This is a genomic window from Nocardioides sp. SRI_004 (assembly GCF_057586415.1).
In genome coordinates this window covers 119,528-133,007 of sequence record NZ_JBYCZV010000006.1, presented here as the reverse complement: position 1 = coordinate 133,007, position 13,480 = coordinate 119,528, and the positions used below count along the sequence as shown (strand labels likewise).

Genomic DNA, 13,480 nt, shown 5'->3' with positions numbered 1-13,480 from the left:
GAACGAGACCTCCGCGGGGAAAGGGTGGACCGGGAAGCGAAGGAGGCCCCGATGCCCGACTCCCGAACCTGGCGGCAGGCCCGCCAGGACCTGGCCGACCGGCTGATCCTCGAGTACGCCGGTGCCGTACCCGCCGGGCAGGTGCTGGCCGCCGTCCTGCGGGTCGAGCGGCTGCTCCAGGGCTGCCAGCCGGACCCGCTCCGGCGCATCGCCCTGTGCGAGGACCTGATCCGGCACCGCCTCCTCGAGCACACGGCCGGTCGGCACCTCACCCCGGTCGCCTCGTGACCCCACCACCCACCCGTCCGCACCCGGAGACCCCCATGAGAGCAGCAGTCGTCCACCAGTTCACCGAGCCGCTGTCCGTCGAGGAGCGCCCCGTGCCCGACCCCGGACCGGGGCAGGTCCTGGTCCGGATCGAGGCCAGCGGCCTGTGCCACACCGACATCCACGCGGCCCACGGCGACTGGCCGGTGAAGCCGGTCCCGCCGTTCGTCCCCGGCCACGAGGGCGTGGGCACGATCGAGGCCGTCGGTCCCGGCGTCACGGTCCGTTCCGTCGGCGAGCGCGTCGCGCTGCCGTGGCTCGGCCACGCCTGTGGCCGGTGCGACCACTGCGTCGGCGGCTGGGAGACGCTGTGCGAGCAGCAGCAGAACACCGGCTACTCGATCGACGGTTGCTTCGCCGAGTACGCCGTCGCCGACGCCGCGTACGTCGTCCCCGTGCCCGACGCCGTACCCAGCATCGATGCCGCGCCGCTGACCTGCGCAGGCGTGACCACCTACAAGGCGGTGAAGGTCGCCGGCGTCACCCCCGGCGAACGCGTCGCCGTCTACGGCATCGGCGGGCTCGGCCACCTCGCCGTGCAGTACGCGCGCCTCGTCGGCGCCGTCGTGATCGCCGTCGACGTGGACGACGCGAAGCTGGAGATGGCCCGCGAGCTCGGCGCGGACCATGTGGTGAACGCCCGCACCAGCGACCCGGTCGCGGCGGTGGAGGCCCTCGGCGGCGCGGACGTCGCGATCGTCCTCGCCGTGTTCCCGACCGTCTTCGAGCAGGCGATGGCCTCGTTGCGCCGGCGCGGCCGCCTCGTGTGCGTGGGCCTGCCGCCCGAGACCGAGGGCCCGATGGCGCTCCCGATCTTCCCGACCGTGCTCAAGGGCATCTCGGTGATCGGATCCATCGTCGGCACCCGCCAGGACCTCGCCGAGGTCTTCGACCTGCACGCCCGCGGCCGGACCCGGGTGATCACCGAGACCCGCAAGCTCGACGAGGTCAACGAGGCGGTGACGGACGTGCTGGCCGGACGGACCCCGGCGCGGATCGTGCTCGCGCCCTGATCCGCGTCCGGCCGTGCGCGGCCATGGGTGAGGATGGGCCCGTGACCGACGACAGCCCCACCGAGACCCCCGCCCACGGCCTCACCGAGGTGCTCGCCCGCCGTTTCCTCACCACCGACGAGGCGCGTGCGGACAAGGTCGCGCGGTGGCACGCGAAGGGACGCCGGACGGCACGGGAGAACATCGCCGACCTCGTCGACGCGGGCTCCTTCGTGGAGTACGGACGCTTCGTCACCGCCGCCCAGGAGCAGCGCCGGCCGCTCGCCGAGCTCGTCGTCGAGGCTCCGGCCGACGGCATCATCGGGGGCACGGCGACCGTCGACGGTGTCCCGTGCGCGGTCCCCTCCTACGACTACCTCGTCATGGCCGGGACGCAGGGCATGCGCGGACACCGCAAGTCCGACCGGCTGATCGAGGTCGTCGGCCGGATGGGGCTGCCGACCGTGTTCTTCACCGAGGGCGGCGGCGGTCGCCCGGGCGACGTCGACCTCCCGCTGGTCTCCGCGCTCGACGTCGGCTCGTTCGCGCTGTGGGGCGAGCTGCAGGGCGTCGTGCCGCGGATCGCCGTCGTCTCCGGCCGCTGCTTCGCCGGCAACGCCGTGATCGCCGGCTGCGCCGACCTGCGGATCGCCACGCCCGACGCCAACCTCGGCATGGCCGGTCCGGCGATGATCGCCGGAGGCGGGCTCGGGCAGTTCGCCGCGGAGGACATCGGCCCGGTCTCCGACCAGGCCGCCAACGGGGTGCTCGACGTGGTGGTCGACGACGAGGCCGCAGCCGTCGACGTCGTACGACGCCTGCTCGGCCTGCTGCACGACCCGGACCTCGGAGCGGGCGGCCCGGGAGCGGATCCCGCCGCGCTGCGGACCATGCTGCCGGAGAACGACCGCGAGGCGTTCGACGTGCGGCCCGTGGTGGAGGCGCTGGCCGATGACGACTCCGTGATCTGGCTCCGCGACGCCTGGGCGCCGGAGCTGGTGACCGCGCTCGCCCGGATCGACGGGCTGGCCGTCGGCGTCGTCGCCAACCAGTCGACGGTGCTGGCCGGCGCGCTGACCGCCGACGCCTCCACCAAGGCGGCCGACTTCCTCGACCTCTGCAAGCGCTGGCGGCTGCCCGTCGTGTCGCTCGTCGACACCCCCGGCTTCATGGTCGGTCCCGACGCCGAGCGCACCGGCCTGGTGCGCGAGGCCTCGCGGATGGTCACCGCCGGCGCCCGGCTGACCACACCGCTCGTCGGCGTCGTGCTGCGCCGCGGCTACGGCCTGGGTGCGCAGGCGATGCTCGGTGGCAGCACCCACCGCCCACTGTTCACGGTCGCCTGGCCCGGCGCCCACCTCGGCGCGATGGGGCTGGAGGGCGCCGTACGCCTGGCCCTCGCGCACGAGCTCGCGGCGCTGCCCGCGGACGAGCGCGAGGCCACCGTCGTCCGGCACACCGCCGAGCTCCGGGAGCACGCGAAGGCCCTCAACGCTGCGCGGGTGTTCGAGATCGACGACGTGGTCGACCCGGCGGAGACGCGCGCACTGGTCGCGGCGACGATCCGCCGGGCCGGCTGAGGCGGGACGGTCAGGGCGCCCCCACGACGAGCACCCCGGCCAGCGAGAGCCCGAGCACGAGCACGGTGCCCAGGCCACCGGCCAGCACCAGCGAGCCGCTCCCCCGCAACAGCGAGCCGATCCGGACGCTGGCGCCCATCCCGAACAGAGCTGCGGCGAGCGCGGCGGTCTGCACCTGGGCGATCGGCTCGAGCAGCGCGTCCGGGACCAGGCCGGCCGTGCGCAGTAGCGCGCACCCGAGGAAGCCCAGCACGAAGAGCGGCACGAGCGGCGGACGTCCCCCGGTCGCCTGTTCCTCCGACCTCATCCGGCGCCCGGCGCTCACCACCGCGACCACCGGGGCGAGCAGGAGAACGCGGGTCAGCTTCACGACGACAGCGACGCCCAGGGCCGCGGCACCGGCCGGTCCGGCGGCGGCCACGACCTGACCGACCTCCTGGATGCCCGCGCCGGCCCAGACGCCGTACTCGGTGGCGGACAGGCCGAGCGGCGCCTGCAGCACCGGCAGTGCCACCATGGCGACGGTCCCCCACAGGGTGACCATGGCGATCGCGGCGGTCACGTCTTCGTCGTCGGCGTCGGCGGTCCGTTCCATTGCGGCGATCGCCGACGCGCCGCAGATCGCGAAGCCCGTCCCCAAGAGGAGGCTGCGGGCCGGACCGATCGCGAGCCGGCGGGCGAGCCAGGTCGTGACGACCAGCGTGCCCACCAGCGTGAAAGCGGTGACGGCGAGGACCGGCAGGCCGAGGTCGGCGACGGCGGCCAGTGAGATCGAGAAGCCCAGCAGAACCACGCCCATCCGCAGCAGGCGCCGCGTCGGGCGCCCGAGCGAGCCGACCACGACCGGAGGCAGGAGCCGTGCGTTGGCCGCCACCACGCCGAGTGCCACCGCCCACGTGAGCACCCCGACCTGCGGCACCAGCCGGTGCACTCCGAAGGCGACGACCACACCGGCGACCAACGCCATCAGCGCGGCCGCGCCGTCCGGAAGGCGCGACCGGTCACCCGCACCGGCCTCCGGAGCGGGTACGACGACGGCGGTCACCGGACGCGCGCCGTGGGTCGCGAGCGCGTGGCGAGCCACGCCATGAACGCCGTGGTGAAGGCGTGCCAGCTGCCGGGGCTCGTCATCGGGCCACCCCCGCGGCACGGTCGACGAGATCGTTGACGAGCTCGTCGAGCAGCTCCTCGGCCCGCGGCCACGGGCCGAAGCCCGAGGCGGGGTTGAGGTGCCCGACGGCGCCGAGCACCTCGAGCCGGCAGCCCCACGCCTCCGCGAGCGTGGTGACCCGGTCGAGGTCGCCGATCGCGTCGGTGGTGCTGGCCGCGACGACACCCGGGAAGGGCAGCGGTCGCGTCGGCACCGGCGCCCAGCCGCGGTCGGCGAGCTCGGCGAGCGAGGGGTACTCCGCACCGAGCGGCGAGACCAGGTCGGGCGGCGTCGCGAGCAGCGCGCCGACGACACGCTCCGCGGTGAGCGGGTGGCGACGGGCCCAGTGGACCGTCGTCACCACACCCGCACTGTGGGCGACGAGCACGACCGGCCCGTCGACCGTCTGGACGGCGGCCTCGAGCGCGGCCACCCGCTCGTCGAGGTCGATGTGCTCGCGCCCCAGCAGCGGCAGGGTCACGGCGGTCTCGCCGCGGTCGGCCAGCCGGTGGCCGAGCCAGGTCTGCCAGTGGGTGGGTGCCGGGCCGCGCAGACCGGGCACGATGACGACGGTCGGGCGCGTGCTCATCGGACGACCTCGATCGCCTGCACCCGGGCCAGGCTCGACGGGTACGACGCCCGGCCGGCCACCAGCAGCACGATCGCGATCGCGCCCGCCACCGGCAGGGCGGTGAACGCCGACGACAGCCCGACCCGGTCGGCGAGGATGCCCATCACGATCGGTCCGGCCGCCAGGCCGAGCAGGTTGTTCGCGAGGGTCAGCGTGCCGAACGCTGTCGCCCGGATCGGCTCCGGCGTCAGGTTCGCCACCATCGCCGTCGCGGGGCCGGCCGTGCCGGCGCAGAAGAAGCTGCCCACACCAATCAGGGCCAGCTGCGCCGCACCGGTGTCCTGCCGGAAGGCCAGCCAGAGGGCGACCAGCGTGACCGCGGCGTACCCGATCGAGGTCGTCCACTTGCGGATCGGCAGCGTGCGGCACAGCCGGTCCGTGAGCGCGCCACACACGATCATCCCGGTGCCCATGACCAGGAAGAACCCGGCCGCGGCGACCGCCGCCTTCTCGATCGACAGGCCGTAGCTGCGGTGGAGGTAGGTCGGCAGCCAGCCGTAGAGCGAACCGGCGACGAACAGTTGGACACCGCTGGCGAGATAGGCCAGCAGCACGGCGGGGGTCGAGAAGAGATGGCGCATCGACGGACGCGGGACGTCGTCCGCCACCGGCTCGGCCGTGGCGTGGCGGTGGGCGGCGAGCCGCTCCTCCGACACCATCACACGGTAGAGCGCGACCAGCACGAAGCCGATGACGGCCATCGCGACGAACGACGCCCGCCAGCCGAGCCGGTCGGCGACGATGCCACCGATCGCGACGCCCAGCACGGCGCCGTACACACCGCCGGCCATGAACGCACCGCTGAGGGCGGAGCGCCGGTGGGCCGGGAAGACGGCGAGCACGACCGCGAGCCCGACGCTGCCGAAGGCGGCCTCGCCGACACCGAGCAGCACTCGCGCGGCCATCAGGTGGCCGTAGCCGGCGGCGACCGCGCACCCGAGGTTGGCCAGGCTCCAGACCAAGCCCATGACCAGGATGCCACGGACCCGGCCGAAGCGATCACCGAGGATCGACAGCGGGACGGCGAGCACGCCGACCGCGATCGCGACGACACCGGTCAGGGTGCCGAACTGGGTGTCGGTCAGGCCCCACTCGGCCTTGAGGAGGGGGAACACGGCCGCCAGCACCTGGCGCGACATGTAGTCGCTCAGCAGCAGGCCGAAGGTCAGCGCGAAGACCACCCACGGGAAGGCCCGGGAGGTCGCGCTCGTCGCGGCAGGAGGACGTTCGGTCGTGATGACAGCCATGATCGTCCCCTTCAGGCGTGGAAGGTGAAGCCGGTCTGGCCCGGCTTGCGGTTGGGGGCGTAGCCGAGCTTCGCGAGCGTCTCGTCGACCGAGCCGTAGGTCTCGCCGAGCTTGTACATCTCACGCGCCTCCTTGCCGGTGGCGACGGGGCGGTCGAGCTCGGCTGCGATGCGGGTGAGCTGTTCGATCTGCTGGACCGAGGTGATCTTCTCCCGGCGGCGGCCCCAGATGGTGTCCTCGTTGCCGACCCGGGTGTGCAGGCCCAGTGCGATCGCGACCGTGCTGACCGGCAGCACGCTACGCATCAGCGTCTCCAGGGTGAGGTTCGCGCCGTCGGGCACCCGGCGGACGAACTCCAGCATGTTGTAGGGGTTCGGGCCGTCGAAGCCGCCGCCGATGCCGACCCAGGTGACGTTGAGCGGGCCCTGGTAGACCCCACGCCGGATCAGGCGCTCGACCGTCTCGAGCTGGGCGATGTTGGCGAGCTGGAAGTGCGGCTGGATGCCGTTGGCGGTCAAGCGGCGCAGGTGCTCGGCGACCCACTCGGGGCCGGCCGGGACCACCATCTCGCGGTAGGCGTCGGCGAGCTCGGGACGCGACAGCGACGTCCCCCGGACGTCGTCGTCGGTCATCAGCTCCATGATGTTCATCTGGTTGGTGTTGATGGCGATGGTGACCTGGTCGGGCGCCGGATCGAGGGTGGCGAGCATGTGCCGGGCCTCGTCCTCGAGCCACTTGGCGTCGGCGCCCTCGCCCTCCGGGGCGAAGGAGATCGAGCCGCCGACCTGCAGGATCATCTCCGGCACCGCCTCGCGCAGCCGGCCGAGCAGCTCGTTGAACTTCGAGAGCCGCTTGGAGCCCTTGCCGTCGAGCTCGCGCACGTGGATGTGCAGCACGGTGGCGCCGGCGTTCCAGCAGTCCACGGCCTGCTGGACGTGCTGGTCCATCGTCAGCGGCAGGTCCTCGGGGAAGTCGGCCGGCTCCCACTCGGGGCCGTAGGGGGCAGCGGTGATGACCAGCGGGTCCTGGTTCTCCGGGAAGAGGGCGTCGTCGTGGAAGTACATGGCGGTTCTCCTGACTGGTGGGTGCGGATGCGTGTTGGGGGGAGGGGGACGGGAGGTGGAGGTCAGAAGGTCCGGTCACCGACGATGCCGGCGCGGTCCATCTTGCGGATGGCCGGCCAGTAGTCCTGGACGGCGTAGTGCTGGGTGTTGCGGTTGTCCCAGATCGCCACGCTGTTGCGGGTCCAGCGCCAGCGCACCTGGTACTCCGGGACCGACGCCTGGCGGACCAGGAAGTTGAGCAGCTCGCTGGCGCCGGGGCTGTAGTCGTGGCCGAAGCGAACCCGCTCGGCGGTGTGGAAGTTCACGAAGTGGGTGGTGAAGGCGTTGACGAACAGGACCTTCTCCCCCGTCTCCGGGTGCGTCCGGACGACCGGGTGCTCGGCGTCGGGGAAGCGCTCCTTGAGCGCGAGCCGCTGTCCCAGCGGCATCGCGGCACCGAAGGTCGACTGGATGCTGTGGCTCGCGCGCAGGTCGGCGATCTGCTCCTTGACCTGCGCGGGCAGCCGCTCGTAGGCCTCGACCATGTTCACCCAGATCGTGTCGCCACCGACCTCGGGCGTCTCCACGCAGCGCAGCACGGAGCCCATCGGCGGGCACTCGCGCCAGGTGGCGTCGCAGTGGAAGGCGTTCTCGTACTGCTCGGCCGGGCTGTCGAGGTCCTTGTAGATCCGGACCAGTCCCGGGTACTGCGGGTCGCTGCCCGCGACCGGGTGGTCCTCGAGCGGCCCGAACCGCTCGGCGAGCGCGACGTGCTCGGCGCGGGTCAGGTCCTGGTCGCGGAAGAACAGGACCTTGTACTGCAGCAGCAGGTCCTTGATCTCGGCGAACAGCTCGGGGTCCCGTGAGGCCCGCGCGAGGCTGAGGTTGCGCAGCTCGGCCCCGATGCTCGCGGTCATCGGCAGGACCTCGATGGATCCGTGCGCCAGGCGGCCGACGGTCGCCTTGCGTTCTGCGGTGATGGTCATGGTGCTGTTCCTCTCTGTGTACGACGACCGGGTCGGTCAGCTCTCGAGCACGAAGACGGACGAGCCGACGCTCCGGCCGGACTCGAGCTCGATGTGCGCGTTGACGGCGTCCTCGAGCGCGTAGCGCTGGTTGATCTCGACGGTGATCCGGCCCGAGCCGACGAGGTCGAAGAGCTCGCCGGCCAGCTCGGCCCGCTCGGCGGGGTCGAGGATGTAGTCGGCGAGGGCCGGGCGGGTGACGAAGAGCGAGCCCTTCATCGCCAGCTGCAGGGCGTCGATGGGCGGGATCGGCCCCGACGCGGTGCCGAAGCAGACCAGCAGCCCGCGGCGGGCCAGCGAGTCGAGCGACTGCTCGTAGGTCGTCGCGCCGATGCTGTCGAAGACGACCGGGACGCCGGCGCCGTCGGTGATCTCACGGACCCGGGCGGCGACGTCCTCGCGGGTGTAGACGATGGTGTGGGCGCACCCGTGGGCGCGGGCGACGGCAGCCTTCTCGTCGGTCGACACCGAGCCGATCACGTGGATGCCGAGCTCGCGGGCCCACTGGCTGAGGATCAGCCCGACGCCACCGGCGGCGGCGTGCAGGAGCACGGTGTCACCGGCCTCGAGGCCCGGCGCGATCCGGCGCAGCAGGTAGGCGGAGGTGAGGCCCCGCATGGTCATCGCGGCCGCGGTCTCGAACGAGATCGTGTCGGGCAGCTTGATGAGCGGGACGGTGTCCATGACCCGCTCGGTGCTGTAGGCACCCAGCGGGCTGCCGGTGTAGGTCACCCGGTCGCCGACGGCGAACTCGCAGACACCGGCGCCGACGGCCTCGATCACACCGGCCGCCTCGACGCCCATGCCGGCGGGCAGCGCGGCCGGGTAGTAGCCGGTGCGGAAGTAGGTGTCGGCGAAGTTGAGGCCGACGGCGTGGTGCCGGACGCGGACCTGGCCGGGGCCGGGCTCGCCGACCTCGATCTCCTCCCACTGGAGGACCTCCGGACCGCCGGTCTGGTGGAAGCGGATGCCCTTGGCCATCGCTGCGTCTCCTTCGTTCGGGAATGTGACGCAGGCAACGCTAGGGACGAGAATCGGCGATTGCTTTACGGATCGGGACAGATGCCTTACCTTTTCGGGACATTCAGGAGAGGCAGGTCACATGCAGCCGGAGGTCCGTGCCGCGTCCCTCCATGGGTACGTCGACTTGGCCACCGGTCTCGGCGCCGACGCCGCGGCGCTGGTGGCCGACGCCGGGCTCGACATCGCGTCCCTCGCGACGCCCGACCGATGGATTCCTGCCGCCGGGGCCGCGCGGCTGCTCGCCACGACGGCGGAGGCCACCGGGCGCGCGGACTTCGGGTTGTTGATGTCGCAGCGGCGTCGCCTCTCGACGCTGGGCCCGCTGTCCGTCGTACTCAGGGAGGAGCCGGACGTCCGCTCCGCCCTCGGGCTGCTCCTGCGCTACGAGCGCAGCTACAACGAGGCGCTGCACCTGGAGGTCGCCGAGGCGGGTGGCCTGGCGACCATCCGGCTGCGCTTCGACGCCGGGCAGCCGGTCCCGACCGAGCAGACCCTCGACCTCGCCACCGCCGCGGTCGTGGGCATCCTGCGCACCTTCCTCGGCGACGACTGGCAGCCGCTGTCGACCTGCTTCGCGCACCCCGCGCCCGCGGACCTCACCACGCACCTCGGGCTCTTCGGCGAGCGGCTCCGCTTCGACCACGAGTTCGCCGGGTTGGTGGTCGGCTCCGCGGACCTCGACCGTCCCAACGCCTCGTCGGACCCGGCCCTGCGCCCCTATACCCAGCAACTGCTGTCGACGCTGCCGTCGGCGCGCGCCGAGTCAGCCGTCGACCAGGTCCGCGAGCTCGTCGAGCTGCTGCTCCCGATGGGCCGGGCCTCCGTCGATCAGGTCGCTCGCAGCCTGGGCGTCGACCGTCGTACCCTCCACCGGCACCTGGCCGGCCACGGCGAGACCTACACGTCCGTGCTGCACGCCGTGCGGCGCCGGCTCGCGGAGCGCTACCTCGCGCAGGGGCGCCAGTCACTCACCGACATCTCGGGCCTGCTCGGGTTCACGGCCCCGAGTTCCTTCTCGCGCTGGTTCCGTGAGCAGTACGGCGTCGCGCCGCGCGACTGGGCGGGCTGAGGGCCGAAGGTCCCCCGTGCCGGGGCCCGTGGCCCGTGCCGCAGCCCGCCGGGCCGTCCTAGCGTGACGGCCATGCCCGAGTCGTCGCCCACGCGTCGCACGCACCCCGGCGTCGAGCGCTACTTCGCCCAGCGGTCGGAGGACTGGCAGGCGCGTCTCGCCGACGCCATCACCGCGTTCGCCGGGTCCATGCCCTTCGTGTGGCTCCACGCGGGCGCGTTCCTGCTCTGGATGCTCGTGGCCGAGCGGACCCCGTGGCCGACGCTGACCCTCGTCGTGTCGCTGGAGGCGATCTTCCTGTCGACCTTCGTGATGATCGGCCAGAACCGTCAGGCGGAGGTGCAGCGGGCGAAGGCCGACCACGACTTCGTGGAGCAGGAGCTGGAGCTCAAGGACAACACCGAGCTGACCCGCGAGATCCACCGGCTGATCGCGGAGCTGCACCGGAGGGTGGTGCTGGAGGAGACCAGCCTGGTCGACCAGGGTTCAGCCGCGTGGCACGTCCCAGACCAGTGAGGTTCCCTTGCCGGGCGCGGACTCGACGACGAGCCTCCCCCCACGCTTCTCGGCACGGGTGCGGATGTTGGCCAGCCCGCTCTCGGCGACCGAGCCGTCCATGCCGCGGCCGTCGTCACGCACCGTGAGCACGATCCGCTCGCCGGCCTCGAGGACCACCTCGACCGCCGACGCCTCGGCGTGCCGGCTGGCGTTGGACAGTCCCTCCGCCAGCACCGCGAGCAGGTCGGGCGCGAGCTCGGCGGACACGAGGGTGCGGACCGGTCCGTCGAAGCGGAGCGACGGGCGGAACTTCAGCGTCGCCGCCGCCCGCTCCACCAGCCGGGTCACCTCGGCCTGGACGTCGCCGGCCGTCTCCAGCGAGCTGAGGCCGAAGATCGCGCGCCGGATGTCCTTGATGGTGGCGTCGAGGTCGTCGACGGCCTGCTCGAGCCGGGCCGCTACCTCGGGCTTGTCGACCATCCGGGTGGTGCCCTGGAGGCCGAGGCCGACCGCGAAGAGCCGCTGGATGACCAGGTCGTGCAGGTCGCGCCCGATCCGGTCGCGGTCCTCGAAGACCTCCAGCCGGCGCTGGTCCTCGCGCGCCTCGGCGAGCTGGAGCGCCAGGGCGGCCTGCTCGGCGTAGGCCGCCACGAGCTGGGTGTCGAGGGTGTGGAAGACGTCCTCACGGTCGCGCGTCCACGCCAGCGACAGCGTGCCGCTGGCACCTGCCGCGGGGGCGAAGGCGACCTCGAGGACCGGACCCCGCTGGTCCTCGGCGAGCCGGACGCCGTCGTACCCGAGCGTCGTCTCCTCGCCCGGCTCCCCCAGGGTCACCCAGGCCGCGTCGGCCTCGGCCACCTCGCGGGCACGTCTCGCGACGGCCGCGCACGCGTCGGCCTGCGTACCGGGGTCGGCGAGCTCGGCGGCGATGCCGGCGGTCGCCCTCGCCCAGGCCTCGCGGCGCGCCGCCTCCTCGTAGAGCCGGGCGTTCTCGATCGCGACGCCGGCGGCCGCGGCCAGCGCGACCACGACCTCCTCGTCCTCGGCGGTGAAGTCGCCGCCCCCGGCCTTCTCCGTCAGGTAGAGGTTGCCGAAGACGCGGTCCCGGATCCGGACGGGGACCCCGAGGAAGGAGCTCATCGGCGGGTGGTTCGCCGGGAAGCCGTACGACGCCGGGTGCTCCGCGATGTCGTGCAGCCGCAACGGCTCGGGGCGGTCGATGATCAGGCCCAGGAGGCCGTGACCGGTCGGCAGGTCCCCGATCTCGGCGGCGAGGTCGTCGGAGACGCCGTGGTGCACGAACGTGCGCAGCCGGCGCTGTCGTCCGGCGCTCAGCACGCCCAGGGCGGCGTACTGGGCGTCGACCAGCCGGCTGGCGATCGCGACGATGCGGGACAGCACGCCGTCGAGGCTCAGGTCGGCCGAGATCGTGACGACCGCGTCCAGCAGCAGCTGCAGCCGGGCCTGCTGGTCGAGCGCACCGTGCATCCTGTCGAGGACGGCACGGACCAGGTCCTCGAACTCCACGTCGTCGAGGCTGCCGCCGGAACGTCCGTCGTCCGTGCTCTCCATGCGTCGCGCTCCTGTCCCGTAAGCCCGTTCGCGCACGCTAGCAGCGCCGTGCGGCGGAGGGGGCCGAAAGGCCTGCTCCGGCGGGACCCACGGACCTGCCGCGAGCCGCACCCCGCGGACGACGATGGGAGCGTCCCCACAGCAGGAGGTGGTCCCGGTGCGAGAGCCCGACATCCAGCAGCACGACATCCAGCCCGGTCGCCTGGCCGTCCTCGACGGCCCCGAGTGCTGGGACCTCCTCCGCTCCCAGCCCGTCGGGCGCATCGCGTGGTCCGGCAGCCAGGGCATGTCGGTCGTCCCGGTCAACTACGCCGTCGCCGAGGACGAGGCCATCGTGCTCCGCACGACGCCCTACTCGCTGCTGGCGCGCGACGTCGCGGACCGCGACGTCGCCTTCGAGGTCGACCACGTCGACGCCGCCCACCACGAGGGCTGGAGCGTCCTGGTGCGCGGTCGGTGCGTCCGCCAGCGGCACACCCCCGAGCACCCCGAGCCCTGGGTCACGGGCCCGCGGTTCCTCGGCCTCCGGATCGAGGCCCGCTCGGTGTCCGGACGACGCGTGCTGCCGGCGACCGGATCGGCCGCGGCCGCTCAGTCGGCCGTCGACGCGTTCTTCACCGCGTAGATCGCGGCCTGGGTACGGCTCGACATCCCGAGCTTCGCCAGCATGGACGACACGTAGTTCTTCACGGTCTTCTCCGCGAGGTGGATCTCGCGGGCGATCTGGCGGTTCGTCATCCCCTCGCCGATCAGCTCGAGGACCTTGAGCTCCTGGTCGGTGAGCGTGGCCAGCTCCTTGTTGACCGGCGGCCCGGAGCGGATCCGGTCCAGCACCTGGGCGGTGACCGAGGGGTCGAGGGTGGACTGGCCGGCGGCGACGCGGCGCACGATGTCGAGCAGGTCGTTGCCGCGCACCTGCTTGAGCACGTAGCCGGCCGCGCCGGCCATGATCGCGGAGAAGAGCGCGTCGTCGTCGTCGTACGACGTCAGGATGAGCGCCTTGATCGACGGGTCCTGCGACCGCACGTCGCGGCACACGTCGATGCCCGAGCCGTCGGGCAGCCGGCCGTCGAGGATCGCGACGTCGGGCCGGAGGGCCGGGATCCGGCGCGCGGCCTCCTGCGCCGAGTCGGACTCGCCGACCACGACGATGTCGCCCTCGGACTCGAGGAGGTCACGGATGCCGCGCCGGATCATCTCGTGGTCGTCGAGGAGGTAGACGCTGATGCGCTCACCGGGTGCCTGGGAATCACTCACGGCTCCCACCGTAGTCCCGATCGGACCGCGGCGGACCGGGTCCGACGACTGCGAGGAAGGGACCTT

14 protein-coding genes are annotated in these 13,480 nt (G+C 72.8%); 6 read left to right on the top strand and 8 right to left on the bottom strand.

What is annotated here, in order from left to right:
- Positions 1–51 precede the first annotated feature (51 nt).
- Genes AC2YHB_RS10175 through AC2YHB_RS10165 form a run of 3 tightly spaced genes read left to right on the top strand, consistent with a single transcriptional unit; the run spans position 52 to position 2,899 of the window.
- Positions 52–288 carry a hypothetical protein gene (locus AC2YHB_RS10175; protein ID WP_179647337.1) on the top strand — a complete coding sequence of 79 codons (237 nt, stop codon included), beginning with the start codon at positions 52–54 and terminating at the stop codon, positions 286–288.
- A 35-nt stretch (positions 289–323) separates the two neighbouring features.
- Positions 324–1,340: an alcohol dehydrogenase AdhP gene (gene adhP, locus AC2YHB_RS10170; protein ID WP_179647338.1), complete on the top strand. Its 1,017-nt coding sequence runs from the start codon at positions 324–326 to the stop codon at positions 1,338–1,340.
- Between the two features lie 41 nt (positions 1,341–1,381).
- Positions 1,382–2,899, top strand: coding sequence for an acyl-CoA carboxylase subunit beta (locus tag AC2YHB_RS10165; protein WP_487353835.1), 1,518 nt, complete (start codon positions 1,382–1,384; stop codon positions 2,897–2,899).
- Positions 2,900–2,909: 10 nt separating this feature from the next.
- On the opposite strand, the gene AC2YHB_RS10160 is transcribed toward AC2YHB_RS10165, so the two are convergent.
- The 6 genes from AC2YHB_RS10160 to AC2YHB_RS10135 form a co-directional block, all read right to left on the bottom strand.
- The gene (locus AC2YHB_RS10160; protein WP_218864571.1) at positions 2,910–3,983 is read right to left on the bottom strand and encodes a YeiH family protein; all 1,074 of its coding nucleotides are present in this window, start codon (positions 3,981–3,983) and stop codon (positions 2,910–2,912) included.
- Between the two features lie 43 nt (positions 3,984–4,026).
- Entirely contained in the window at positions 4,027–4,638 is a 612-nt protein-coding gene (locus AC2YHB_RS10155; RefSeq protein WP_179647340.1) for an RBBP9/YdeN family alpha/beta hydrolase, read from the bottom strand.
- The gene (locus AC2YHB_RS10150; RefSeq protein ID WP_179647341.1) at positions 4,635–5,927 is read right to left on the bottom strand and encodes an MFS transporter; all 1,293 of its coding nucleotides are present in this window, start codon (positions 5,925–5,927) and stop codon (positions 4,635–4,637) included. The genes AC2YHB_RS10155 and AC2YHB_RS10150 overlap by 4 nt, the downstream gene beginning before the upstream one ends.
- Before the next feature lie 11 nt (positions 5,928–5,938).
- Positions 5,939–6,991 carry a beta-keto acid cleavage family enzyme gene (locus tag AC2YHB_RS10145; RefSeq protein ID WP_179647342.1) on the bottom strand — a complete coding sequence of 351 codons (1,053 nt, stop codon included), beginning with the start codon at positions 6,989–6,991 and terminating at the stop codon, positions 5,939–5,941.
- Positions 6,992–7,053: 62 nt separating this feature from the next.
- Positions 7,054–7,956: a TauD/TfdA dioxygenase family protein gene (locus AC2YHB_RS10140; protein WP_179647343.1), complete on the bottom strand. Its 903-nt coding sequence runs from the start codon at positions 7,954–7,956 to the stop codon at positions 7,054–7,056.
- A gap of 36 nt (positions 7,957–7,992) precedes the next feature.
- On the bottom strand, positions 7,993–8,976 hold the full coding sequence (locus tag AC2YHB_RS10135) for a quinone oxidoreductase family protein (RefSeq protein ID WP_179647344.1): 984 nt from the start codon (positions 8,974–8,976) through the stop codon (positions 7,993–7,995).
- Positions 8,977–9,097: 121 nt separating this feature from the next.
- Here AC2YHB_RS10135 and AC2YHB_RS10130 point away from each other — a divergent pair, with 121 nt between their 5' ends.
- Positions 9,098–10,087, top strand: coding sequence for an AraC family transcriptional regulator (locus tag AC2YHB_RS10130; protein WP_179647345.1), 990 nt, complete (start codon positions 9,098–9,100; stop codon positions 10,085–10,087).
- Positions 10,088–10,159: 72 nt separating this feature from the next.
- Positions 10,160–10,603 (top strand): DUF1003 domain-containing protein, encoded by a 444-nt coding sequence (locus AC2YHB_RS10125; RefSeq protein ID WP_179647346.1) that lies wholly within the window; start codon positions 10,160–10,162, stop codon positions 10,601–10,603.
- Here the strand turns inward: AC2YHB_RS10125 and AC2YHB_RS10120 are convergent.
- The gene (locus AC2YHB_RS10120) at positions 10,574–12,157 is read right to left on the bottom strand and encodes a GAF domain-containing sensor histidine kinase (protein ID WP_179647347.1); all 1,584 of its coding nucleotides are present in this window, start codon (positions 12,155–12,157) and stop codon (positions 10,574–10,576) included. The genes AC2YHB_RS10125 and AC2YHB_RS10120 overlap by 30 nt on opposite strands.
- 157 nt (positions 12,158–12,314) lie before the next feature.
- Here AC2YHB_RS10120 and AC2YHB_RS10115 point away from each other — a divergent pair, with 157 nt between their 5' ends.
- Positions 12,315–12,782 carry a pyridoxamine 5'-phosphate oxidase family protein gene (locus AC2YHB_RS10115; RefSeq protein ID WP_179647348.1) on the top strand — a complete coding sequence of 156 codons (468 nt, stop codon included), beginning with the start codon at positions 12,315–12,317 and terminating at the stop codon, positions 12,780–12,782.
- Here AC2YHB_RS10115 and AC2YHB_RS10110 read toward each other — a convergent pair.
- The gene (locus tag AC2YHB_RS10110; protein ID WP_179647349.1) at positions 12,749–13,414 is read right to left on the bottom strand and encodes a response regulator; all 666 of its coding nucleotides are present in this window, start codon (positions 13,412–13,414) and stop codon (positions 12,749–12,751) included. The genes AC2YHB_RS10115 and AC2YHB_RS10110 overlap by 34 nt on opposite strands.
- Between the last annotated feature and the right edge of the window lie 66 nt (positions 13,415–13,480).